Raw genomic sequence first — 24,846 nt, 5'->3', positions numbered from 1 at the left:
GAAAACAGCCATTCGAGGTTAGGAAATATTTTAAAAATGAATACAAGTAAGCCATTCAGTACCCCACCGAAGGGTCCCAGCGCCGATTTGGAATCGCTGTCACAGAATGACGTGACCATCTTGGCTGAGACATTCCGCCTCCTGGGTGACCCGTCCCGGCTGAGAATCATGCTGTGCTGCATGAAAGGCTCTTCCTCGGTCGGGGACATCGCTGAAACCCTCGAACTCTCGCAGTCGCTGGTGAGCCACCACCTGCGGCTGCTGCGCGGTGCTCGCCTGGTCAAGGGCGTGCGCCAAGCCAAACAGATCTTCTATGAGGTGGCGGACAAGCACGTGAACCAGGTGCTGCTGGATATGGCCACCCACATCGCGGAAGACCACAACGACGAGTAACTGTTGGGCATAGCATGCCGTTGCGGCGTGGCCTACGTTCCATGGCGATATGCGCCCCACCGCCCGCAGCTGCGTTCGGTGAGGTGGTTTGGATGCCGCTTCCGATCAATCAGAAGTTGAGCGCGCGCTTGTCCACGGCCAGCGAGGCCTCTTTGAACGTCTCGGAGAGGGTCGGATGGGCAAAGCAGATGCGGGCGATGTCTTCGCTGCTGGCCTTGAACGCCATGGCGATCACGGCCTCGGCCACCAGTTCACTGGCCTGCGGGCCGACCACATGCACGCCGAGTATCTCATCAGTGGCAGGATCGGCGATCACCTTGACGAGGCCCGGCGTGTCGCCCAGCGCACGCGCGCGGCCATTGGCCATGAACGGGAAGGAACCGATTCGATAGGCGGTGCCCTGCTCTTTGAGCTGCTGCTCGGTGCGGCCTACCCAGGCAATCTCTGGGCTGGTGTAGATGACGTTGGGGATCGTATTGAAATCGACGTGACCGTGCTGGCCGGCAATGCGCTCGGCCACTGCGACACCTTCCTCTTCCGCCTTGTGCGCCAACATCGGGCCACGCACCACGTCACCGATGGCCCAGATGCCGGGCACACTGGTGCGGCATTCATCGTCCACCAGCACGGCGCCGCGCTCATCCAGTTGGAGTCCCACGGCGGCCGGATTCAGGCCTTCGGTGTTGGGCACACGGCCGATAGCCACGATCACTTTGTCTGCCTGCAAGGACTGCGTCTGGCCCTGGCTGTCGGTGTAGTGAATAGTCACGCCAGCCTCGGTTGCATTGACTTCGCGAACCTTCGCACCTAGTTCGATCTTCAGGCCTTGCTTGTCGAACGCCTTCTTCGCCTCCTTGGCGATGGCTTGGTCGACGATTGGCAGGAAGCTGGGCAAGCCTTCGAGGATCGTGACATCCGCCCCCAGGCGGCGCCAAACGGAGCCCAGCTCCAGGCCGATCACGCCGGCACCGATGACGGCCAACCGATCGGGCACGGCCGCGATGTCCAGCGCGCCGTCGTTGGAGAGCACGACCCGCTCATCGAACGGTAGGTTGGGGAGTGGCCGCACGTTGGAGCCTGTGGCAACGATGATCTGCTTGCCCACCAAGGTAACAGCCTCATCGGCGGCGACGCTCACCTCGAAGCCACCATCGACAGTCCTGGTGAAAGACGCCAGGCCGTTGAAAAACTGGACCTTGTTTTTGCGGAACAGATAAAGGATGCCTTCGTTGCTGGACTTCACGACCTGATTCTTACGTTCCAACATCGTGGTCACATCCATGCGCAGATCACCCGTGGAGATGCCGTGCGTGCCAAAGTGGTGCTTGGCTTGTTCAAAGTTCTCTGACGACTGCAGTAGCGCTTTCGAAGGGATACAACCGATGTTGTTGCAGGTGCCGCCAGGTGCTGGCTTTCCGTCCTTGTTCTTCCAGGCATCTACACAAGCGACCTTCATGCCTAATTGGGCAGCGCGAATGGCCGCGATGTATCCGCCTGGGCCGGCACCGATAACAATGACGTCGAAATGCATTTCCATGATTTACATCTCCAAAGTTTTTGAGGAAATAGTGAGCGCCTATGTCGCGCCTTTTGTCAGGTGGTCGCCAGATTACAGCTCGTTCCCTGACGATCACGTTGAACACTACGGCAGAACGAACCGGGCGCTCGCGGTATTGCCCCCACGTTCGACTTGGACGACGGCCTTCGTGCCCTTGGCTGCGGCGAAGGTCCCGCTGCCTTCGAGGCGGCTTCCGTCCGCGGCAGGCGTGAGTTGCACCTCCTGCTTTTGTGAGCCGGTCAACAGTGTGAGCTTGGCTTTGGTGTTGCTTACATTGACCTGCTTGCCGTGGTCGCGCAGGTAGAGTTGCGCTGCTGCGGGCTGAACGACCAACTCGTAGTCCACGTCCCGGACTTCGGTCACGACGCCACCATGCAGCGGCTTGTGGTCATGCGCGTGGTCATGGTCGCCTGCGGCGAAGGCGGTGACGGATGCCAGGGCGAGGGCGGTGCCGGCCGTGAGGGAACGAAATCGAACAGACATGAAAGCTCCTATAGGGTTACGGTGGTTGAAATCGGGTGACAGAAGGCGTTGCATCAGAATGCCTCCGCGTCGCGGTCGTCCAGCAGGCGTTCGGCAGGCTTGCGGCCGAACAGCCAGAACATGGCGGGTGTAAGGAAGGTGTCTAGCAGCGTGGAGCTGACCAGCCCCGAGAAGATCACCACCGCGACGGGGTGCAGGATCTCAGTACCGGGTCGGGACGCCTCGAACAGCAGCGGGGCCAGCGCGAAGGCCGTGACCAGCGCGGTCATCAGAACCGGGGAAAGCCGTTCGAGCGAGCCACGCACGATCATCTTCTGGTCGAAGTCCTCGCCCTCCATGCGCATGAGGTTGAGGTAGTGGCTCACCTTCAGGATGCCGTTGCGCACAGAAATACCCGCGAGCGTGATGAAGCCGACCAGGGCGGCCACGGACAACGGCTGGCCAGACAGCCACAGCCCCAACACGGCGCCGACCAGGGCCAATGGAATGTTCACCATGATGAGCGCTGATAGGACGACCGACTTGTAGCGCGTGTACAACACCACGAACATGAGCGTCAGGGAGACGATGGACAGCAGGCCCACCAGTCGCGAGGCTTCCTCTTGTGCCTGGAACTGGCCGCCCAGCGTGATGAAGTAGCCTTCGGGCAAGCGCACTTCTTGGACGACGCTGCGTATGTCGGCCACTACTTCGGACAGCGGCCGTCCCTGAGCGTTGGCCGACAAAACTATGCGTCGACGGCCATCGTCGCGGCTGACCTGGTTGGGGCCGTCGCTGTCTTCGATGGTGGCAAGGCGCGACAACGGGACCCGACCCATGGGCGTGTCGATGAGGATGCGGCTCAAGCCCTCAATCGACCGCGCCTGCTCGGGCAGGCGAACCACCAGCGCGAAGCGGCGGTTGCCCTCGATGACCTCGGTGATCTTTTCGCCTTCGACCAGGCTTTGCAGCGTGGACAGAATTTGCGGTGCGGCCACGCCGTAGCGTCCCGCCGCCGCATAATCCACGCGGATTTTGATCTGCGGCGCTAGGACCTGCTTTTCGATCTCCAGGTCAGCAAGCCCCGGAATTCCGGCCAGCTTGGCGCGCAGCAGATCCGCCTGCCCGCGCAGGACGTCCAGGTCCTCGCCGAACACCTTGATGGCGATCTGCGAGCGCACCCCCGACAACATGTGGTCGATGCGGTGCGAGATCGGCTGGCCAATGCCGATGGAGCCGGGCAAGTGAGCCAGACGCGAACGGATGTCGGCGGTGATCTCCTCCATGGAGCGCTTTAGCTCCGAGGCGGGCAGCAGGCCCACGTCCAGCTCGCTGACATGCACGCCTTCGGCATGCTCGTCCAGCTCGGCCCGTCCGCTGCGCCGGCCCACGTGCTGCACCTCTGGCACCTGCGCGACCAGCAGCTCGGCTTGCTGGGCAAGCGCCGAAGATTCGGCCAGCGTCACACCGGGATTCAGGCGCAGGCCCACCAGCAACGTTCCTTCATTGAACGGGGGCAGGAACGTGGTCGGGAAGAATGGCACCGCGGCGACAGCCAGTGTGACAGCCACAGCGGCCATGCCAAGGGCGGCACGCGGCCGCTGCAAGACCCGCTGCAGGCCGCCCTGATAGCGCGTCTTCAACCAGGCTAGAAGCCGAGTGTCGCCATGGTCCAGCGTCCTCATCTTGGGCAGCAGGTAGTACGAAAGCACCGGAGTGACCGTCACAGAGACCAGCAGCGAGGCCAGCGTGGAGACGATGAAGGCGATGCCCAGCGGCACGAACAAGCGCCCCTCCATCCCCGGCAGCGCGAACAGGGGCAGGAACACCAGCACAATGATCATCGTGGCGTAGAGAATCGCCGAGCGAACCTCCATCGAGGCCCTGGCAACGATGACCAGGGGCGTCAGCCGGTTCTCAGGGTGGCGGGTGCGGTCCTCCTTGAGCCGCCGCATGATGTTCTCCACATCGACCACAGCATCGTCCACGAGACCGCCGATGGCGATCGCCAGCCCACCGAGCGTCATGGTGTTGATTGATAGGCCGAAATAGTGGAACACCAGCCCGGTCACGAAGATCGAGGCAGGAATCGCGGTCAACGCGATCACCAGGGGGCGCAAAGTGCCCAGGAAGAAGAACAGGATCACCGCCACGAAGACCGATGCGCCGATGAGCTTGCCTTGCAGCGTGCTGATGGACGCCTCGATGAAGTTGGCTTGTCGGAAGGTCACCTGTGGCTCGGCCATGCCAGCCGGCAGTGAGCCCTTCATGTCCGCCAACGCTGACTCGATCGAGCGGGTCAGTGCAATCGTATCGGCCGTGGGCTGCTTTTGGATGCCCAGGATCACGGCTGGCAGGCCCTCGAAGCCCGCATCGCCGCGCTTGATGGCTGGCGCAAACTGAACATCGGCGACCTGGTGGAGCAGGATGGGTTGGCCCGCACGCACCGCGAGAGGCAGGTTACGCAGGTCGTCGAGTCGGGACGTGCGGCCCAGGTTGCGGATCAGGTACTCGCGGCCATTGATCTCCAGGAAGCCGCCGGAAGTGTTCGCGGAGAAGCCCTTGAGAGCCGCATCCAGATCGGACGCAGTCACGCCCAGCTCTGACATTCGCGTGGTGTTGGGCTGGACCTGGAACTGACGGACCTCGCCTCCGATCGGGATGACTTGGGCAACACCAGGTATGGCCATCAGCCGGGGGCGTAGCACCCAGTCCGCGTACTCGCGAGTGTCCATGGCCGACAGCGGCGGGGCTGCGTTCTTCTGCCCTGAGGGCTTGGCACCGATGGGGATTGCAATCTGCATGATCTCGCCCATCACTGAGCTGATTGGCCCCATAGTGGGCGTCACGCCCGGGGCTAGCCCTTCCTCCATGGACGTCAGGCGTTCGGAGACCATCTGGCGCGCCCGGAAGATGTCGGTCTTCCAGTCAAATGTCACGTAGATGAAGGAAAGCCCGGCGCTGGAGACCGAGCGCACGCTTTCGACGCTGGGCAGGCCGTTCATGGCCGTTTCGAGCGGGAACGTGATGAGTTGCTCGACTTCTTCGGCAGCCATGCCGCCAGCCTCCGTCATGAGAGTGACGGTCGGCTTGTTGAGATCGGGAAAGACATCTACCGGCGTGCGCGTCAGGGTGAACGCGCCATACGCCATCAGCACCAGCGCCCCGATGATGACCAGGAGCCGGTTTCGTAAGCTATTTTCGAGAAGCCACTTGAACATGGAATGGTGCCCCTCAACGAACTTGATTGATCAGGGACGCGCCCTCGACAACCACGCGGTCGCCGTCCGCCAGGCCCGAAGTGACAGCGATGGATGCACCATCCAAAGGAGTGATGTTCACGACACGCGGCTCGAAGCGCTCGGCCTGGTCTTTGACCCAGACGATGTTCTGGTTGGCAGGGTTCTTCATCAGCGCACCGGAAGGCACGCGGTAGCCAGGTACCGTCGTCGCCTCTTGCACGAAGACCACCACCGGCATACCGACCGCCAAGCGCGAGAGGCTTTCGCTGGTGCCCTTGAACAGCATGGGCAGGGCCTGCTCGCGCAGGCTGCTGGCGGCACCGACGAAGCTCAGCGGCACCTTCTGACCGCCTACTGCGAGTGCAGCACCGGCCAGGTTCTGTGCCATTGCCGGATCGTAGGCAAGCGCCTCGATGCGCAGTTGGGTCGGATCGACCACCTCAAACACCAGTTCGCGCGCATCCACGACCTGCCCGGCAACTGCGGGGCTGGATGCGATGACGCCGCTGACTGGGGCCTTCAGTACGTCCCTGCCGGCGAGGCCCCCGCTCAAGGCGCGGGCGCGTTCGGTCAGGCTGTTCACTTCGCTTTCGGCTGCTTCGATCTCCTTGCGGGGCACGGTCTCCGACAGCTCGCGCAGCCGGGCCAAGCGCTTCTGCGCGAGCGCTTGGCCCGCACGCAGCTCGGCAACCTGGGCCATCTGGCCTGAGCGCTCCAGCACACCGCTGGCCGGTTCGATGTAAGCCAGCACCTGGCCCTTGCGCACGGATTGGCCGATCTGCGGCAGACCATCCGGCCCGGGCACCAGCCGGCCCATTACCATTGCCTGGACCTTGCCGCCTGTCGTCGGGTCCATGATTACTTTGCCAGCCAGTTCATGGCTGCGGGCCAAGGGCTCCTGCTTGATCAGCTGGGTGCGTACACCGATCTGACGTTGCGACGGTTTCGGAAGAAACACGCTGCCATCAGGCTGGCGCTGGGGGCCATTGGAAGACGCAGCCGGCGCTTCGTCGCCGTGGTCATGGCCGTCGTGAGCGAACGCGGGAGCAGCCAGAGCCAATGCAGCCGCCATGGCCGTCGTCATTAGGAAACGGAAGTTGCGCTTCATGCTGCACCTCGCAGTGCACCGTTGGTGCGTGTACGTCTGCGCAGCGCCCACGCTAGGACACCGACGCCGAGGACTGCGGCACCGCCACCTAGTACGACCACACGGCCGGATGCGACGGCATGCTCGTGTTCGGCGTCTTCGCTATGAACATCGAGAACGCCCGTCAACAGGTCCGATTGGCCCTGCGCAGTAATAGTGGCCATGATTGAGGTCTCGCCATCGGATAGCGGCTCAGTCAGATCGGCCTCGAACTCTCCAACCCCGTGTGAGCTGACCTTTACCTGTTGACCACCCAGCTCGAGGGTCAGCTCGCCATCGGTCACCGGCCGGTTGTCGGCAGCATGGTCGAGGTAGAGTGTGAGACGCTGGCCGTTCAGCACACCCACCAGTTCGAAGTCATCGGAAACTGCGGCAAAGCGCGGAAGCGCGGCCGCTGCGGGGGCAGGAGCGGCTTCGCCATGGTCATGGCCGTCGCCGGCCCACGTTGCGCTACTGCCAAGCAGGAGGCTGGACAAGGCAGCTGCACGCCAGAAAGAGGATTGCGACATTTCTAAGGTTCCAGGATGGTTGAGCGCGCGCCGATCAGCGCGTGCCGGAGATGTCAGTGAAAGTCTCGGTCGGCTGCGGCAGCGTGCCTTGTGCCTGCAACAGGGACGAGATGGCCGCGGCATGCTCCACCTTGGCGAGCAGCGCCGCGCGCTCGGCCTCGGTGGCCTCCTGCTCGATGCGAAGGCGTGTCGGCATGTCCGTCTCGCCCATCGCGAACGACTTTTGGTAGAAGGTGCGCGTTTGTTGGGCTAGTCGCTGGCGCTCCGAAGCGGCCTGCATCTGGGTGCTGGTTGCCAGTTCGCGCGATTGGGCAGTTCGAATTTCCGAGAGTAGCCGGGTGCGCTGGGCCGCGAGTGCCGACTCAGCCTCCAGTGCCTGCGCATTGGCGCTGGACAATTGCTCGGTATGACGGCTACCCGTACCGAAGGGAATGCGCACACCCACCGTGATCGTCTGGTTGTAGCGTTCGCCGTAGCCGCCCCGATCCCGCGTGGTCGCCAGGGTCAGTTCGGGGTTGGCGTACTTCTGATGGGACACCAGTTCCGCAGAGCGGCGGGCCGCCAGCGCCTTGTGCTGCAGTTCCAGCAGCGCAGGGTGGTTACCCAACAACGCGCCGGACGGCTGTGCCGATGCCGGTTGAACTCGGACACCTGACTGCTCCGGCTGCGCGGAATCGGCCTGCGACGGGATACTCTCGATGCCGGTCAGTGCCAACAACGCCTCGCGCTGCGTGATTTCTTCGGCCTGAGCAATGGCCAGGGCACTACGAGCCGACGCCAAGGCGCCATCGGCCTGGTTTCTGTCGGCTTGCGCCAGGTCGCCCGCGCGAACCCGGCGAGCCACATCTTGCGCCAACTCGTCCGCGCTGCGGGTGCGATCCTGCGCCGCCACCAATTCGGCCTGGGCACGCTGCCATGCCCACCATGCCTGGCGAACCTGTCCGGCCGTGCGTAGCTTGGCGGCCAGCATCCGGCTGGATAGCGCGAGGCTTTCCGCGTCCGCCCAGCGTGCCGACGAGGCGCGCTCACCAGGCATCCAAAGGGGAATAGCCACCCCGACTTCATATTCGCGCTGTCCGTTGCGGTTGTTGAACCGATCAGTTTTGGTGGAGGCTTCCAGCGCCATCGGACCTGCCACCCAACTGCCGGCCGTCTCTTGGCGTGCTTGGGCGGCCTGCTGCCAGGCGCCTTCTCCAGCGGCTTCTGGCTGCCGCTGCCAAGCTGACTCCCACAATTGGGCGACCATGTGGCTGTCTGGTCTGGATGGGACGTGAGGGGCGGCTACTGGCTGGGCTAGCACGGTGCCGGCCCAAAGCGTGGATACCGCCCATATCCATCCCTTGCGTATGTCTTTGCGAAGCATTCAATTCTCCATCGGTGTTGCATCAGTACTTACCCCCGGCTGGGTGTTCTCTTTCCGAGCAAGTGCTTGTCGTTGAAAAGCCACTGTTCACTGGCTTAGATATGAACAATTGTATATCTATTCATATGAATGGGAAAGAAAACCTTACATCCTTTGAGCACCAATCGCCTTAGAGAGGGCGTCGGGCGCAAGACATCGAGAGGCGAGGTGGGGCTAATCCACTGCGCAAACAGCTATGCAGACTCCTTGAGCATATCCCCCGGGGGGGGATATGATTGCTGCATGAAAGAGATGCACAAGCACACCAGCCACCCAGATCTCGTGAAACGGCTCAAGCGCGCCGAGGGTCATCTGCGACACGTCATCGGGATGATCGAAGGAGAAGAAACCTGCCTGGACATCGCTCGCCAGCTCGCTGCGGTGGAGAGCGCCGTCACAGCGGCCAAGCGCGTCCTGATCCATGACCACATCGACCACTGCCTATCTCATGATGAGGACTCCGTTCTAGCCGAAATGAAGGCGCTAACCAGACTGCTCTGAGGTCTCTCGATGCTCTCCGTCCTAAAGAACCGCACCTACCGCCACCTGTTCACCGCGCAGGTGATCGCACTCGTCGGCACAGGCCTGATGACGGTAGCGCTCGGCCTACTTGCCTACGAGCTGGCCGGGGCCGATGCAGGTGCGGTGCTCGGGTCGGCGCTGGCTATCAAGATGCTGGCCTATGTGGGAGTCGCTCCAGTCGCACAGGCCTTCGCCGACCAGTTCCCGCGACGGTCATTGCTCGTAGCGCTGGACCTGGTACGAGCGGTTGTCGCGATCTGTTTGCCCTTTGTCACCGAGGTCTGGCAGATCTATCTGCTGATCTTTGTCCTGCAAGCGGCATCCGCCGGCTTCACGCCGACTTTCCAAGCCACTATCCCGGACATCCTTCCCGATGAAGAGGACTACACGAAGGCGCTGTCGCTGTCCCGGCTGGCCTATGACCTGGAAAGCCTGATTTCCCCGATGCTGGCTGCTGCGCTGCTGACCGTCATCAGCTTTCACAACCTGTTCGCGGGAACAGTGCTCGGTTTCCTCGTTTCAGCCGCGCTCGTGGTCAGCGTGCGGTTGCCCACAACTATTCCCGGACCGCGCCGCGGCATTTGGGATCGCACGACCCGCGGCACACGCATCTATCTCGCTACGCCACGCCTGCGGGGCCTGCTGGCGATCAGCTTGGCCGTCTCGGCGGCGGGCGCCATGGTGATCGTGAACACGGTGGTTCTCGTGAAGGCGCGCTTTGGCCTAGGCGAGGTCGAAGTGGCGTCGGCACTGGCGGCATTCGGAGGCGGTTCGATGGTGGCAGCCTTCGTTCTGCCATCCTTACTGGAAAAGGTGGCCGACCGAACCGCGATGCTCACCGGCGCTACCGTACTGGTCGTGGGCACGGGGATCGGCGCACTGCTGCCGAGCTATGCATTGTTGCTGCCGCTGTGGTTGATCATCGGCTTTGGCTACAGCGTGGCGCAAACGCCATCCGGCCGTCTTCTGCGCCGCTCGGCCCATGCCGAGGACCGTCCTGCGATCTTCGCGGCACACTTCGCGCTGTCGCACGCCTGTTGGCTCATCTGCTACCCACTTGCCGGCCGCTTCGGCGCGGTCATGGGCTTGCCATCGACCTTCATTGTCATGTCCCTGGTCGGCTTGGCCGGCGTGGCGCTGACGCTCTGGCTGTGGCCGGCCAGCGACCCTTCTGACGTGGCGCATGACCACCCCAGCTTGCCGCCGGATCACCCTCATTTACGCACACACGCAGACCAAGGCAGGCACCATCACCAGCTGATTCTGGATGACCTGCACCGTATCTGGCCGAAAGGATAGGCACATTTTCTCGTTGCGGCATCACAACGCATGGCTTCGGAGGCTGAGAAGGGTGAGCGAAAATATATCACATGAACACATAGTCATGTGTTATATTTCGCCATAGTCAAACACTCAACCAGCAGAGGCGCCCATGTCCCAATCCAATGCACATGACCATGGTCACGACCATGATCACGACCACACCCCCACAGTGACGAGCGCCAACGAGCGCAAGGTTCTGGTTTCCTTCTTCCTGATCTTCGGCTTCATGCTCGTGGAAGCTGTCGGCGGCGTGCTGTCGGGCTCGCTAGCCCTACTTGCCGATGCTGGCCACATGCTGACCGACGCCGTGGCACTTGCCCTGGCTTACGCTGCCTTCCGATTCGGTCGCCGCGCAGCCGACAGCAAACGCACATTCGGTTACCTGCGCTTCGAGGTCATCGCCGGCTTCCTGAACGCCGTGACCCTGTTCGCGATCGTCGCATGGATCGCCTACGAGGCGTGGGAGCGGCTGCAGGCGCCGCCCGTCATCCTCGCCGGCCCGATGATGATCGTCGCCGTGCTCGGCTTACTGATCAACGTCCTCGTGCTGTGGATCATGACCCGCGGCGAAACCGATCACGTCAATGTGAAAGGTGCCATCCTCCACGTGATGGGTGACCTGCTCGGCTCTGTCGGCGCCATCGTTGCAGCGATCGTCATCTACTTCACCGGCTGGACTCCGATCGACCCCATCCTGTCGGTTCTAGTAGCGGCGTTGATTCTGCGCAGCGCCTGGAAGCTCCTGGCCAAGTCGATCCATATCCTGTTGGAGGGTGCGCCAGAGGACGCTTCGCCGGAAAAGGTGGAACAAGGCCTGATGAGCACTGTGCCCGGCCTGGCGGCTGTCAGCCATGTTCACGTGTGGCAACTCACTTCCGGTCGCACGATGGCCACGCTACACGTTCGACCCAACGTGGACGAGGAGGCGCGAGCTGTGGTCAAGCGCGTCGAGGCGGTGCTGCGAGAGCAGTTCAGCATCGAACACGCCACAGTCGGAATCGACTGGAACTCGGAGGCTGACGAGAACATCTGCAGCCTGCAACCCACGACAGGCCGTCAGGACCACAGCGGCCACGACCACAGTGAGCACAATCATGACCATGACCACTCCGCTCCCGGTCACAAGCATTGAGGCCGTGCTAGACGGTTCGCAGTTCACTTGAGGGTTTGAATCCATGACATCCCGCAAAACCACCAGCGCCGCTATTGTGCAATGTTCGACCTCTAACCACGGCACGACCACTGATGTCCTCGCACTATCGCAAAGTGACGTCGCTGTTCTGGCAGAGACCTTCCGCCTGCTGGGCGACCAATCGCGATTGAAAATCCTGTTGCAGTGCATGCGCGGATCGGTCGCAGTGGGCGACATTGCTGGCTCGCTAGACCTGTCGCAGTCCTTGGTCAGCCATCACCTGCGCCTGTTGCGCGGCGCGCGCCTCGTGCGCGGCGAGCGCCAAGCCAAGCACATCTTCTACGGCATTGCCGACCAGCACGTCAGCCAGGTACTCCAGGACATGGCGGTTCACATTTCGGAGGACAGACACGACGATTGACTGAACATGTGAGTGCGCGCCGGCCTACGCCTTCAAGGGGTAGGCTTTTTTTGGCTATTAATCTAGAGAGACACCGGCGCGCCTTGCTGAATGCCTAGAAGACCCCAAGCAAAAAGCACTCTAAAAATAAACACTTGAACATATCTTCATGTGTGTTATTATTTGTCTACGGGGTATCCGAAAGGCGTAAGGACCACGCCATTATTTTTAACGTCAAGGAGTATTGACCATGTCCAAGAAAATTCGCTTTGCTGTTCTGCTTTCCGCACTTTTTGCTGCTGGAGTAAACGCTCAACCGTTCGCCGCAGATATGACACGGCAACAGGTCCAGGAGGATCTGGCTGCTTGGAGGCAATCTGGGTTGGAAGCGTTGTCTCGCGGCGAAAGCGGCCCGGATACGTTCAGCCCTCAATACCAGGCTGCCTTTCAGCGCTACTTGCAATTGACCCAAGGTGATATGTATCAGGCGCCCTCAGCAGGAAAGACTCGTGCTGAAGTGATGGCTGATTTGGAACTGTGGAAAATCTCCGGCATGCACGCGTTCACCTCGCGCGGAATCACCACCGCTTCGCACACCCAAGCCTACCAACAAGCCTACGAGAGCTATCTCCAGCTCAAGCTGGGTGCGGCTTACAAGGCTCCGGTGGCATTGACTCGTGCTCAAGTAAAGAGTGATTTGGCAGATTGGCAGGTTGCGGGAATGGCTGGATTCTGGGCTGGTGAGCAGACGCCTGATACCTATAGTGATGCCTACCGCACCGCATTTGAAACCTACCAGATGCTGCGCAACAAAAAATGACTTAATGGCAGCTGCATAAAGCAGCGGTCGGATGGTTCAGCCAGAAAGAGATTCTTTCTTTTTTTTGAATAAACATACAAACAAGTGTTCATTTGTTTGCATAACATTCCGATCGCTGATTTGTGCGTCCTGCCACGGCGATTACTCAGAGAACCAGGAGATTGATATGTCTTTGGAAACATTGGACGGCACAGGAGCGCAGGACGAACAACTGGGCTTTCGGGTCGAAGGTATGGATTGCGCCAGTTGCGTCGGCAAGATTGAAACAGCGCTTGGTCGAATTGATGGCGTATCAAATGTACAGGTTAATTTTACAAATGAGACGCTGACGTTGACGCGCAGCACAAGTAGCCGAAATACTGCACGCGACATTGCCAAGAAAATCCGGTCCCTGGGCTTCGACGTGCAGGCACTGCCCGCGTCCGAAATGTCCGCAGCACCTGCACCGTGCCATGCGGCCCACGCGCATGACCACGCCGGCTGCGGCGGCCACCATGACCATGGGCATGCCCACGACCACGGGCACGATCATTCGCACGGCAAAGCGTGCGGTGATGACCATGGGCATGGCCATGCTCACGGCCATGCCCATGCCCATGACCACGGTCACGATCACGGGGCCTGCAGCGGGCATGACCATGCGCCGGCCTCTGCCTCCCGTGGAGCACCCAGCACGCCCCCCAACGTGTCCATGCGCGTCGAGGGCATGGACTGCGCCAGTTGCGTCGGCAAGATCGAAACGGCGCTCGCTCGCATGGATGGCGTGTCCGATGCCCGCATAAACTTCACCGCAGAAACGCTGGAATTGACGCTCGCGTCTGGCGGCCCCACGCAGCTCGGCCACATCGAGAAGACCATCAAGAGCCTGGGCTTCGGCGTCTCCGACGTGCGCCGCCATGATGGCTCAGCACCCGCGGCCCCAGCAGCAGCATCGACGGCGCGCCATCAGCGCTGGTGGCAGACGAAGAAAGGCAAGCACGTGCTGGGCCTGGGCGGCCTGATGGGCTCGGCCTACGCGATCGCGCAGTTCGTTCCTGGCTACGCTGAATGGATCTTCGCCGCTGCGGTGATCGCGGGCGTGCTGCCGTTCGCTCGCAAAGCCTTCGCGCTGGCTGTGTCAGGCTCGCCGTTCTCTATCGAAACGCTGATGGTCGTCGCCTCGCTGGGCGCGCTCGTGATAGGCGAGGCCGAGGAAGCTGCTGCCGTGGTGTTCCTGTTCGCGATCGGCGAGCTGCTGGAAAGCGTGGCCGCCGGCCGCGCGCGCGCCGGCATCAAGGCGCTGGCCTCCCTGGTGCCTAAGACGGCGGTACTGCTCGATGCCGCGGGCGGGCAGCGCGAAGTGCCCGCCGCTTCCCTGCGCGTGAGCGACCGCGTGCTGGTGCGCCCTGGTGACCGGGTGCCTGCGGACGGCAAGATCCTCCGCGGTGAAAGCAGCCTGGACGAGTCGCCTATCACCGGCGAGTCCGTACCGCGTCAAAAGGCTATCGGTGCCGACGTGTTCGCCGGCTCCATCAACGTCGATGGCGTGCTCGAAGTACAAGTCGAGAAGACGGCATCGGACAACACCATTTCTCGCATCATCCAACTGGTGGAGCAGGCGCAGTCCTCCAAGGCGCCCACGGCTCGCTTCATCGAAAAGTTCAGCCGCTACTACACCCCTGCCGTCATGGCCATCGCGGCGTTGATCGTGGTGGTTCCGCCACTTGCCATGGGTGGCGACTGGGGTACCTGGCTGTACCGCGGCCTCGCACTGCTGTTGATTGCCTGCCCATGTGCGCTGGTGCTCTCCACACCGGCGGCCATCGCCTCGGGCCTTGCGGTGGCCACGCGACGGGGCCTGCTGATCAAGGGTGGCAACGCGTTGGAAACCATCGGCCGCGTGCGCGCCATTGCCTTCGACAAGACTGGCACGCTGACCGAGGGCAAGCCGCGCATCACCGAGGTCCTGCCCTTCGGGCTGTTCAAGCATCAACAGGTCCTTGCGCTTGCCGCCGCTGTCGAGTCCGGCTCAAACCATCCCTTGGCGAAGGCCATTGTCGCCCATGCCAAGAGCCTGGACGTGGCGATTCCCCAGGCCACGGGCGCATCGGCCATTGCCGGCAAGGCGGTGCGCGCCACCGTGAACGGCAGTGCGCTCGCTGTCGGATCGCCCGCCCATGCGGAACAGACGGCCACGCTGACAGCCGCGCACCGCAGGGAAATCGACAAGCTGGAGGATGGCGGCAAGACCGTGGTGGTCCTGTTCGACGAAGCCAGCAAGAACGTTCTGGGCCTGCTGGCCCTGCGCGACGAGCCCCGCCGCGACGCGCGCGAAGGCGTGGCCCAGCTCAACGCCATGGGCGTGCGCTCGGTCATGCTGACCGGCGACAACCGCCGCACCGCGCAGGCGATCGCCGGCAAGCTGGGCATCGAGTGGGAGGCCGAGCTGCTGCCGCAGGACAAGCTGCGCTTGGTCAACGAGATGAAGCGTGATGCCAAGGTGGCGATGGTCGGCGACGGCATCAACGACGCGCCGGCCCTGGCGACCGCCGACGTGGGTATCGCCATGGGCGGCGGCACGGACGTGGCGCTGGAAACCGCCGATGCCGCGCTGCTCAAGAGCCGCGTCACGGACGTGGCCCACCTGGTGGCCCTGTCGCGGGCGACGATGGCCAACATTCACCAAAACGTCGTATTCGCCATTGGCCTCAAGGGCTTGTTCCTGGTCACCACCGTGTTGGGTATCACCGGCTTGTGGGTTGCCGTGCTGGCCGACACCGGCGCCACGGCCCTGGTCACGCTGAACGCACTGCGCCTGCTGCGCTTCAAGGGCGCGCCGGAGGCCAACCACGGCGACGACGCCGGGCGTCCCACCACCTTGTCCGTGCCGTCTGCCCGCTGAGGCAACAAGAGGGCTTGACCTTGCCGTCGTTGTAACGCCTAGCCTCCACACAAATGTCTGCAGAGCGCTTCGGAAGGGCCGGAGTCCTGCATCCAAGAAAGGGTCACTTCCATGCGTAAAAAAATCAGAATCATTGTGGTGGCAGGCGTCATCGCAGCCGTCGGGGGGATAGCGATCGCTGCCCGCGACGCCAAGGACGAGGGCAAGGCCGCGGCGCCCCCGGCGGGCGCGCCGATGGCGCCGCAGGTGCCCGTGGCCGAGGTCATTACCCGCACGGTCGCGCCATCGGCCGAGTACACCGGCTTCCTGGCCGCGCCCAAGACCGTCGAGCTGCGCTCGCGGGTCGGCGGCGCCGTCGATGCGGTGAGCGTTCCCGAAGGTAGCCTCGTGCGCAAGGGCCAACTGCTGTTCCAGATCGACCCGAGGCCGTTCCAGGTTGCGCTCGACACGGCCGTGGCGCAACTGCGTCAGGCCGAGGTGCTGGCCAGCCAGGCCCAGGCCGACTTTGACCGCGCCGAGCGCCTGGTGGCGACCGGCGCCGTCGCGCGCAAGACCTATGACGATGCCGCCTCCGCACGCAACGCGCGCCAGGCTCAGGTGCAGGCGGCTAAGGCCGCCGTTGCTGCGGCTCAGCTGGACCTGTCCTACGCCCGCGTCACTGCGCCCATCGCCGGGCGCGTCGACCGCGTGCTCGTGACCGAGGGCAACTTGGTCAGCGGTGGCGGCGCCGGCGCGGCCACGCTGCTGACCACGATCGTATCCATCGACCCGTTGCACGTGTACTTCGACATTGATGAGGCCACCTATCTCAACGTCGTCAGCCGCTCGCGGCCCGCTGCGGGCGCCGGTAGCAAGGCTTCGCTGCCCGTGCAGGTCGGGCTGACCACGGACAAGGGTTTCCCGCACAGGGGCGCGCTCGACTTCGTGGGCAACACCATTGACCGAAGCACCGGCACGATCCGCGCGCGCGCCGTTGTGCCCAACCCGGATGGGCGCATGGCACCCGGCATGTTCGCCCGGGCCAAGCTGTCCACCGGCGCGGCGCGCGAGGCCGTCCTGATCGACGATCAGGCCGTGGGCACCGACCAAGGGCGCAACTACGTGCTGGTCGTGGGCGAGAACAACCAGGCCCAGTACCGGCCCATCGAACTGGGGCCGGTGGTGGACGGGCTGCGCGTCATCAACGGCGGCCTGCAGGCCGGTGAGAAGATCATCATCAAGGGCCTCGTGCGCCCCGGCATGGCGGTCACGCCGCGCATGGTGCCCATGCAGGCGCCCGCGGCACCGGCCGCCGGCGCGACCGGCGCGACCAAGGCTGCGGCAAACGCTCCGGCTCCCGCTGCGGCGCCTGCCAAGGCCGGTGGCGCGGACCCCGCCAAGGCTGACGGCGCGGCCGGCTCGGCGGAGGCCCGCAAATGAATTTCCCCCGCTTCTTCATCAACCGGCCGATCTTCGCCATCGTCCTGTCGGTGCTGATGCTGATCGCGGGCGCGATCAGCTATTTCCAGCTCCCCCTGAGCGAGTACCCCCAGGTCACGCCGCCGACGGTGCAGGTCACCGCCAGCTATCCCGGCGCCAACCCGCAGGTGATCGCCGACACCGTGGCATCGCCGCTGGAGCAGGCGGTCAACGGCGTGGAAGGCATGATGTACATGCAGTCCCAGATGTCCACGGACGGGCGGATGGTGCTGACCATCTCGTTCGAGCAGCACATCGACCCCGACGTCGCGCAGATCCAGGTGCAGAACCGCGTCTCACGCGCGCTGCCCCGGTTGCCGCCCGAGGTCCAGCGCATCGGCGTGGTCACCGACAAGACCGCGCCCGATATTCTCATGGTGGTGCATATGCTCTCGCCGGGGGACCGCTACGACCCGCTGTACGTGTCCAACTACGCGATGCTCAACGTGCGCGACGAACTGGCGCGCCTGCCGGGCATCGCCAACGTGATCATCGGCGGTGAAGGCGAGTACGCAATGCGCGTCTGGCTCGACCCCGAGAAGGTCGCATCGCGGGGCATGACCGCCAGCGATGTGGTCGCCGCCATCCGCGAGCAGAACGTGCAGGTCGCAGCCGGCTCGATCGGCCAGCAGCCGAATGCGTCGGCCGCCTTCCAGGTCAGCGTCAATGCGCTGGGGCGCCTGACCACCGAAGAGCAGTTCGGCGACATCGTGATCAAGGCCGGCGCCAACGGCCAGGTGACCCGCCTGCGCGACGTCGCACGCCTGGAACTGGGCTCGGACAACTACACCATGCGCGGCCAGCTCGACGGCGAGAACGCGGTCGGCCTGCAAATCCTGATGACGCCCGGCTCCAATGCCCTGGACACGTCCAGCGCGGTGCGCGCGACGATGGAGCGGCTGCAGGCCAAGTTCCCCGAAGGCATCGAGTACAAGATCGCCTACGACCCCACAGTCTTCGTGCGCGCCTCGCTCCAGTCCGTCGCCGTCACGCTGCTGGAGGCCATCCTCCTGGTGGTGATCGTGGTGGTGCTGTTCCTGCAATCTTGGCGCGCGTCGATCATCCCGCTGATCGCCGTGCCGGTCTCGCTGGTCGGCACGTTCGCGGTGATGCACATGTTCGGTTTCTCGCTGAACACACTGTCGCTGTTCGGACTGGTGCTGTCCATCGGCATCGTGGTGGATGACGCCATCGTGGTGGTGGAGAACGTAGAGCGCCACATAGCGCTGGGCGAATCACCCAAGGACGCGGCGCGCAAGGCGATGGATGAAGTGACTGGCCCGATCCTGGCCATCACCTCGGTGCTGGCAGCGGTCTTCATCCCCTCGGCGTTCCTGTCGGGGCTGCAGGGCGAGTTCTATCGCCAGTTCGCGCTAACCATCGCGTTCTCGACCATCCTGTCGGCGATCAACTCGCTTACGCTGTCGCCAGCGCTGGCCGCCATCCTGCTCAAGCCGCACCACGGCGCGGCCAAGCCCGATCGCGTCACGCGCATCATCGACGGCGTGTTCGGCGGCTTCTTCCGCCGCTTCAACCGCTTCTTCGACCGCGCCTCGAATTCCTACGTCGGGGGCGTGCGCCGCGCGGTGCGCGGCAGCACCATCGTGCTGCTGCTCTACGTCGGCTTCCTGGGCCTGACCTGGCTGGGCTTCCACAAGGTGCCTGCGGGCTTCGTGCCCGCCCAGGACAAGTACTACCTCGTGGGCATCGCCCAGCTTCCGACCGGCGCCTCGCTGGATCGCACCGAGGCGGTCGTCAAGGAGATGACCAAGATCGCACTGGCTGAGCCGGGCGTCGAGAGCGTGGTGGCCTTCCCGGGCCTGTCGGTCAATGGACCGGTGAACCAGCCGAACACCGCGCTGATGTTCGCCATGCTCAAGCCCTTCGATGAGCGCAAGGACCCGTCGCTGTCGGCCTTCGCCATCCAGGGCAAGCTCATGGGCAAGTTCAGCCAGATCCCGGACGGCTTCGTCGGCATCTTCCCGCCGCCGCCGGTGCCGGGCCTGGGTTCTATGGGCGGCTTTAAGCTGCAGATCGAGGACCGGGCGGGCCTGGGTCCCGAGGCGCTTGCACAAGCACAGGGCCAGATCATGGGCAAGGCCATGCAGGCGCCCGAGCTGGCGAACATGCTCGCCAGCTTCCAGACCAATGCGCCGCAGTTGCAGGTGGACATCGACCGGGTGAAGGCCAAGTCGCAGGGCGTGTCGCTGACCGAGGTGTTCGACACCCTGCAGGTCAACCTTGGCTCGCTCTACGTCAACGACTTCAACCGCTTCGGTCGCACCTACCGGGTAATGGCCCAAGCCGATGCGCAGTTCCGCATGCAGACTGAGGACATAGGCATGCTCAAGGTGCGCAATGCAGCGGGCGACATGATCCCGCTGAGCGCGTTCGCGACCATCGAGCGCAGTTCCGGCCCCGACCGGGTGATGCATTACAACGGCTTCCCCTCGGCGGACATCAGCGGCGGGCCAGCGCCGGGCTACTCATCCGGCCAGGCCACCGCCGCGATTGAGAAGATCGTGAGCGAATCGCTGCCTGACGGTATGACCTACGAATGGACGGACCTGACTTTCCAGGAAAAGCGAGTTGGCAATACTGCTATCTATATCTTCGCGCTGGCGGTGCTGCTCGCCTTCCTGTTCCTGGCGGCCCAGTACAACAGTTGGTCGCTGCCGTTCGCTGTGCTGCTGATTGCACCCATGGCGCTGCTCTCGGCGATCGCCGGCGTCTGGCTCTCTGGGGGGGACAACAACATCTTCACGCAGATCGGTTTCGTGGTGCTGATCGGCCTGGCCGCCAAGAACGCGATCCTGATCGTGGAGTTCGCCCGCGCGAAGGAAAGCGAAGGGGCCGATCCGCTGGCAGCCGTGCTCGAAGCCGCGCGCTTGCGGCTGCGCCCGATCCTGATGACGTCGTTCGCCTTCATCGCTGGCGTGGTGCCGCTGGTGCTGGCCAGCGGTGCGGGCGCCGAGATGCGCCACGCCATGGGCATCGCGGTGTTCGCCGGCATGCTGGGCGTGACGGTATTCGGCCTGGTGCTGACGCCGGTGTTCTACGTCGTGGTGCGCAAGCTGGCGCTGCGCCGCGAAGCGCGCCATGCCCGTGTCGGCATGACCGACCAGCACGCATGACGGCCAGGAGGACATACGACATGAAAACATCTTTCGCATTCACACGACCCGCCAGGACGCTGGCGCCGCTCGCCCTCGCGGCGGCGTTGACTGGCTGCTCCATGGCACCGAAGTATGACCGGCCCGCAGCGCCGATCGACACGGCTTATCCCTTGGGCGCGGCCTATGTGGAACCGGCGGCCGCGACGCCCGACGACGCGATCACGGCCGAGATCGGCTGGCGGGACTTCTTCCGCGACCCGCTGCTGCAGCAGTTGATCGGCATTTCACTGGAGAACAACCGCGACATGCGCAAGGCCGCGCTCAACGTGGAGGCGGCTCAGGCGCTGTACCGTATCCAGCGTGCCGAGATGCTGCCGAACCTGGGCGTTTCCGCCCGCGGCGCGTCAGAGCGCGTACCGGCCGACCTCAGCACCACGGGGCAAAGCGACGTGCTCCGGCGCTACGACGTGGCCGGGGTGACGGCCGCCTGGGAACTGGACCTGTGGGGCCGCATCCGCAGCCTCAGCGACCGGGCGCTGGCGTCCTACCTGGCCCTCGACGAGACCCGCATCGCCACGCAGATGAGCCTGGTGTCCGAGGTGGCCAGCGCCTACCTCACGCTGCGTGCCGACCAGGAACTGCTGCGCCTGACGAGCGACACCCTCGCCACGCAGAAGCGCTCCTACGGGCTGACCACCCAACTGGTGGAAGCGGGCAACTCCACGCAGCTCGACCTGCGCCGCGCAGAGATCGCGTTGCGCACCGCCGAGGCCAACCATGCCGCCTACACACGGCAGGCGGCCAAGGACCGCAACGCGCTGGTGCTGCTGTTGGGCCAGCCGCTGACGCCGGAGCTGTCCCGGCAGCTTGACGAGGCCATGGCGCTGCCGGACGACATCGTGCCGACCGGCCTGCCGAGCGGCCTGCCGTCCGAACTGCTCGCGCGCCGGCCGGACATCCGCGCCGCCGAGCAGATGCTGATCGGCGCCAACGCCAACATCGGCGCGGCGCGGGCCGCGTTCTTCCCGACGATCAGCCTTACGGGCTCGGCGGGCACGGCCAGCGCTTCGCTGGACGGCCTGTTCGATTCGGGCTCGCGGGCCTGGAGCTTCCTGCCGCAGATCACGCTGCCCATCTTCCGCGGCGGCGCGCTGCGCGCCAACCTGGACGTGGCGCACGTACAGAAGCGCATCGAGATCGCCAACTACGAGAAGTCCATCCAGGCGGCCTTCGCCGAGGTGGCCGACGGCCTGGCGGGCAAGCGCACGCTCGATGAGCAGATCCGCGCGGAGCAGCTCCTGGTGGCGGCCAGCCAGAAGGCCTACGAGCTGGCCGAGCAGCGCTTCCAGGAGGGCGTGGACGACAACCTCACTGTACTCGACGCGCAGCGCACGCATTACGGCACGCAGCAGACCCTGGTGCGCACGCGCCTGACGCGGCTGAACAACCTCATCCATCTGTACAAGGCGCTGGGCGGCGGCTGGACTGAGCACACGGTGCAATCGGGCGCCACGGCGCAGCAGTCCGCCCGGTCGCCGGGATGAGGGCCGGCGCGCAGCGGTGGCGTCCCCCATCGCTGCGCGCGGAGAGCTGGATGAGGATTGGTGAACTCGCGCGCTTGACCGGCACGCCCCCTGAGAACATCAGGTTCTACGAACGGGAGGGCCTGCTGCCCGCTCCCGAGCGGTCCCGCAACAACTACCGGCGCTATGGCCCGGCCCATGTCGAGCGGCTTTACCTGATTCGCAACTACCGCGCGTCGGGCATCGGCCTGGATGACATGCGCAACTTGCTGGGCTGGACGCATCGCGAGTCCCCGGAACCCGAGCTGCTGACGCAGGCTGTCCGGGACCATCTCGCCTATGTCGAGGAACGCATGGCGCAACTGACCCGGGTGAAAGAGCACCTGCTCGCATTGGAACGGCAGGCTGTTCCTTCTGCCGCTCGGGAGATTTGCGAGGAGCGACCAGGTTGCGGCGGTTCATGAGCATCGCATGGCCGAATCATGGTCGGATAACTGAACATATATTCATGCGTGTAATATTTCCGGCCAGACAAACGAACAAGAAAGACCGCCCATGACCGACCAGAGCATCACGCGCCGAAACATCGGCGTTCTCACCGCCGCGCAGGCGCTCGGTGGCGCCAGCGCGCCCATCGTGATGTCGCTGGGCGGGCTGGTCGGCCAGCAGCTTGCCAAGGACTCGGCCTGGATCACCTTGCCCGTGAGCCTGTTCGGCCTGGGTCTTGCCATCGGCACCTTGCCTGCGGCGTTCATCATGCGGCGCCATGGCCGCCGCAACGGATACGTGGTCGGGGTCGGCTTCGGCGTGGCCTCGGGCCTGATCGCCGCGCTGGGCATCATGCTGGCCTCGTTCTGGATCTTCTGCGCCGGCACCTTCCTGGCGGGCTTCTACGGCGCGTATGTGCAGAGCTACCGCTTCGCAGCCGCCGACACCGCCGAGGACGCGCTCAAGGCCAAGGCGATTTCCTGGGTGATGGTGGGGGGTCTCGCGGGTGCCATCATCGGGCCGCAGTTGGTGATCTTCACGCGCGACGCGGTAGCGGGCACGCCCTACGTCGGCAGCTTCCTCAGCCAGGCGCTGCTGCCGCTGATCGCCCTGCCGATCTTGCTGATGCTGCGCACGCCGCGCCAGACCCCGGCCGAAGCCGCCGCCGACAGCGGCCGCACGGTGCTGCAGCTCCTGGCGATGCCGCGCTACGCGCTGGCCGTGGCCGCGGGCGTGGTGTCCTATGGGGTGATGGCGTTCGTGATGACCGCCGCGCCGGTGGCGATGGTCAACCACGGGCATTCGGTGGACAACGCCGCCCTGGGCATCCAGTGGCACCTGCTGGCGATGTTCGGGCCGAGCTTCTTCACTGGGCGGCTGATGGTGCGCTACGGCAAGGAGCGCGTGACCGCCGTGGGCATGGTGCTGCTCGCCGCCTCCGGGGTGGTGGCCCTGGGCGGGCTCGGCCTGTCCCACTTCTGGGGCTCGCTGGCGCTGCTGGGCATCGGCTGGAACTTCAGCTTCATCGGCGCGACGGCGGTGGTCACCGATTGCCACACCCCGGCCGAGCGCAGCAAGGCGCAGGGCATGAACGATTTCTTCGTCTTCGCCGCCACGGCGGCCGTGTCGTTCCTCGCGGGATCGATCCTGCACAGCTCGGGCTGGCAGGCGGTCAACTGGATGATCTTCCCGGCCCTGGCGCTGATCTTGGTGCCGCTGCTGTGGCAGACCGCGCGAAAGCCGGTGCGGCTAGGTCCGGGCTGATCGGGCCGATGCGGGAGGTGTTCCATCTAGCGGTCGCCTCAGGCGCTACATCACCTGCTTCCACCGCTGCAGCTTCGACAGCGCGTTGTCGTAGGCGGCGGAAGTGAAGGACTGGATCTTGCGCCGAGGGTCTTCATCGGCATCAACGGCGAAATGAGGGGCTTGACCTTCCAACAATGGGAAGCCCTACAGTGACTCCATCAATCTCATTCAAGGAGTTTTTCATGAGAGTCAACAAGTTCAGCCTGTTGTTCATTGCGGGCGCCGTCGTGGTCGCCATCGGCCTGATGGCCGTTCAGAAGAAGGTGGTCCCGTCGGGTGAAGTGATGCAGGCCAATGCGAGCGGAGATCACCAAGGGCACGCGATGCCCTCCAGCGCCTCGGCCAATGACAGCCCTTCCACGACCGCGTATCGCGCCGTGAACGACCAGATGCACGCGGGGATGGGAGCGCAGTTCACTGGCAACGCCGACGTCGATTTCATGCGCGGCATGATCCCGCACCACCAGGGCGCGATCGACATGGCCAAGGTGGCGTTGCAGTACGGCAAGGACCCGGAGGTCCGCAAGTTGGCTGAGGAGGTTATCTCTGCGCAGGAAGGCGAGATCGCCATGATGAATAAGTGGCTTGGAGAACGCGGCCAACAGGCGGCGACCGGCAGCTCGGGCGACGCCTCGACGACCGCCTACCGTGCCGGCAATGACCGCATGCACGCCGACATGATGATTGACTTCAGCGGCGATGCCGATGTGGACTTTATGCGCGGCATGATCCCGCATCACCAGGGCGCGATCGACATGGCCAAGGTGGCGTTGCAGTACGGCAAGGACCCGGAGGTCCGCGAGTTGGCTCAGGAGGTTATCTCTGCGCAGGAAGGAGAGATCGCCATGATGAAGAGCTGGCTTGCCGCTCGGGGAAAGTGAAGGCACGACCATGAACCAAGCCAGCACCCCGCGCATCATCATCTATAGCACTCCAGCCTGCCCGGACTGTCGGGTGCTGAAGGAGTGGCTGTCCCAGCAGAGCATCGTGTTTGAAGAACGCGACCTGACCGACCCGAAGATTTCTGCGGAAGCCAAGTCACGAACCGGCGTGCGCGTGGCTCCGATCACGCTCATCGGTAATGAGGTCTTCTATGGCACCTTTGCGAGCCAGAAGCCGGGGCTGATGAAGGCGCTCGGCCGTTCGACAAGTAGATGAAGGGTC

General features: G+C 64.0%; 20 protein-coding genes. 14 read left to right on the top strand and 6 right to left on the bottom strand.

What is annotated here, in order from left to right:
- Window positions 1–36 precede the first annotated feature (36 nt).
- Window positions 37–393, top strand: coding sequence for a metalloregulator ArsR/SmtB family transcription factor (locus AB5Y72_RS11685; protein ID WP_015912826.1), 357 nt, complete (start codon window positions 37–39; stop codon window positions 391–393).
- Window positions 394–502: 109 nt separating this feature from the next.
- On the opposite strand, the gene lpdA is transcribed toward AB5Y72_RS11685, so the two are convergent.
- From lpdA to AB5Y72_RS11655, 6 genes are all read right to left on the bottom strand, one after another.
- Entirely contained in the window at window positions 503–1,930 is a 1,428-nt protein-coding gene (gene lpdA / locus AB5Y72_RS11680) for a dihydrolipoyl dehydrogenase (RefSeq protein WP_015912827.1), read from the bottom strand.
- Between the two features lie 105 nt (window positions 1,931–2,035).
- Complete coding sequence (locus AB5Y72_RS11675; RefSeq protein ID WP_015912828.1) at window positions 2,036–2,434, bottom strand: hypothetical protein; 399 nt, start codon at window positions 2,432–2,434, stop codon at window positions 2,036–2,038.
- Between the two features lie 53 nt (window positions 2,435–2,487).
- Window positions 2,488–5,634 carry an efflux RND transporter permease subunit gene (locus AB5Y72_RS11670; RefSeq protein ID WP_012614056.1) on the bottom strand — a complete coding sequence of 1,049 codons (3,147 nt, stop codon included), beginning with the start codon at window positions 5,632–5,634 and terminating at the stop codon, window positions 2,488–2,490.
- Between the two features lie 13 nt (window positions 5,635–5,647).
- The gene (locus AB5Y72_RS11665; protein ID WP_003821159.1) at window positions 5,648–6,763 is read right to left on the bottom strand and encodes an efflux RND transporter periplasmic adaptor subunit; all 1,116 of its coding nucleotides are present in this window, start codon (window positions 6,761–6,763) and stop codon (window positions 5,648–5,650) included.
- A complete protein-coding gene (locus AB5Y72_RS11660) occupies window positions 6,760–7,311 on the bottom strand; it encodes a hypothetical protein (RefSeq protein WP_015912829.1) in 552 nt (183 codons plus the stop codon). Before AB5Y72_RS11660 ends, AB5Y72_RS11665 begins: the two co-directional genes overlap by 4 nt.
- 34 nt (window positions 7,312–7,345) lie before the next feature.
- Complete coding sequence (locus AB5Y72_RS11655) at window positions 7,346–8,557, bottom strand: TolC family protein (RefSeq protein ID WP_223656232.1); 1,212 nt, start codon at window positions 8,555–8,557, stop codon at window positions 7,346–7,348.
- Window positions 8,558–8,956: 399 nt separating this feature from the next.
- Between AB5Y72_RS11655 and AB5Y72_RS11650 the strand changes: the two genes are divergently transcribed.
- The 13 genes from AB5Y72_RS11650 (at window position 8,957) to AB5Y72_RS11590 (ending at window position 24,840) form a co-directional block, all read left to right on the top strand.
- Window positions 8,957–9,214, top strand: a complete 258-nt coding sequence (locus tag AB5Y72_RS11650) for a metal-sensing transcriptional repressor (RefSeq protein ID WP_003821156.1) — start codon at window positions 8,957–8,959, stop codon at window positions 9,212–9,214.
- Window positions 9,215–9,223: 9 nt separating this feature from the next.
- On the top strand, window positions 9,224–10,534 hold the full coding sequence (locus AB5Y72_RS11645; RefSeq protein WP_003821155.1) for an MFS transporter: 1,311 nt from the start codon (window positions 9,224–9,226) through the stop codon (window positions 10,532–10,534).
- Window positions 10,535–10,667: 133 nt separating this feature from the next.
- Window positions 10,668–11,690, top strand: a complete 1,023-nt coding sequence (locus tag AB5Y72_RS11640) for a cation diffusion facilitator family transporter (RefSeq protein ID WP_003821153.1) — start codon at window positions 10,668–10,670, stop codon at window positions 11,688–11,690.
- 43 nt (window positions 11,691–11,733) lie between these two features.
- Entirely contained in the window at window positions 11,734–12,111 is a 378-nt protein-coding gene (locus AB5Y72_RS11635) for a helix-turn-helix transcriptional regulator (protein ID WP_003821152.1), read from the top strand.
- Between the two features lie 229 nt (window positions 12,112–12,340).
- Window positions 12,341–12,910, top strand: coding sequence for a DUF4148 domain-containing protein (locus AB5Y72_RS11630; RefSeq protein ID WP_003821150.1), 570 nt, complete (start codon window positions 12,341–12,343; stop codon window positions 12,908–12,910).
- A 166-nt stretch (window positions 12,911–13,076) separates the two neighbouring features.
- Window positions 13,077–15,791, top strand: coding sequence for a heavy metal translocating P-type ATPase (locus AB5Y72_RS11625; protein ID WP_012614060.1), 2,715 nt, complete (start codon window positions 13,077–13,079; stop codon window positions 15,789–15,791).
- Between the two features lie 111 nt (window positions 15,792–15,902).
- The gene (locus AB5Y72_RS11620; protein ID WP_003821145.1) at window positions 15,903–17,210 is read left to right on the top strand and encodes an efflux RND transporter periplasmic adaptor subunit; all 1,308 of its coding nucleotides are present in this window, start codon (window positions 15,903–15,905) and stop codon (window positions 17,208–17,210) included.
- Window positions 17,207–20,383, top strand: a complete 3,177-nt coding sequence (locus AB5Y72_RS11615; RefSeq protein WP_270681755.1) for an efflux RND transporter permease subunit — start codon at window positions 17,207–17,209, stop codon at window positions 20,381–20,383. Before AB5Y72_RS11620 ends, AB5Y72_RS11615 begins: the two co-directional genes overlap by 4 nt.
- Before the next feature lie 20 nt (window positions 20,384–20,403).
- Entirely contained in the window at window positions 20,404–21,909 is a 1,506-nt protein-coding gene (locus AB5Y72_RS11610) for an efflux transporter outer membrane subunit (protein WP_008786734.1), read from the top strand.
- A 50-nt stretch (window positions 21,910–21,959) separates the two neighbouring features.
- Entirely contained in the window at window positions 21,960–22,352 is a 393-nt protein-coding gene (locus tag AB5Y72_RS11605; RefSeq protein ID WP_019396549.1) for a MerR family transcriptional regulator, read from the top strand.
- 91 nt (window positions 22,353–22,443) lie between these two features.
- Window positions 22,444–23,640, top strand: coding sequence for an MFS transporter (locus AB5Y72_RS11600; protein WP_008786732.1), 1,197 nt, complete (start codon window positions 22,444–22,446; stop codon window positions 23,638–23,640).
- A 224-nt stretch (window positions 23,641–23,864) separates the two neighbouring features.
- Window positions 23,865–24,563 carry a DUF305 domain-containing protein gene (locus AB5Y72_RS11595; protein ID WP_008786731.1) on the top strand — a complete coding sequence of 233 codons (699 nt, stop codon included), beginning with the start codon at window positions 23,865–23,867 and terminating at the stop codon, window positions 24,561–24,563.
- A gap of 10 nt (window positions 24,564–24,573) precedes the next feature.
- Window positions 24,574–24,840, top strand: coding sequence for a glutaredoxin family protein (locus AB5Y72_RS11590; RefSeq protein WP_008786730.1), 267 nt, complete (start codon window positions 24,574–24,576; stop codon window positions 24,838–24,840).
- Window positions 24,841–24,846: the final 6 nt, after the last annotated feature.

It is taken from the genome of Aeromonas sp. R7-4 (assembly GCF_040908055.1).
In the GTDB taxonomy this organism is placed as follows: Bacteria; Pseudomonadota; Gammaproteobacteria; order Enterobacterales; family Aeromonadaceae; genus Aeromonas; species Aeromonas sanarellii.
This window is presented reverse-complemented; position numbering and strand designations above follow the sequence as displayed.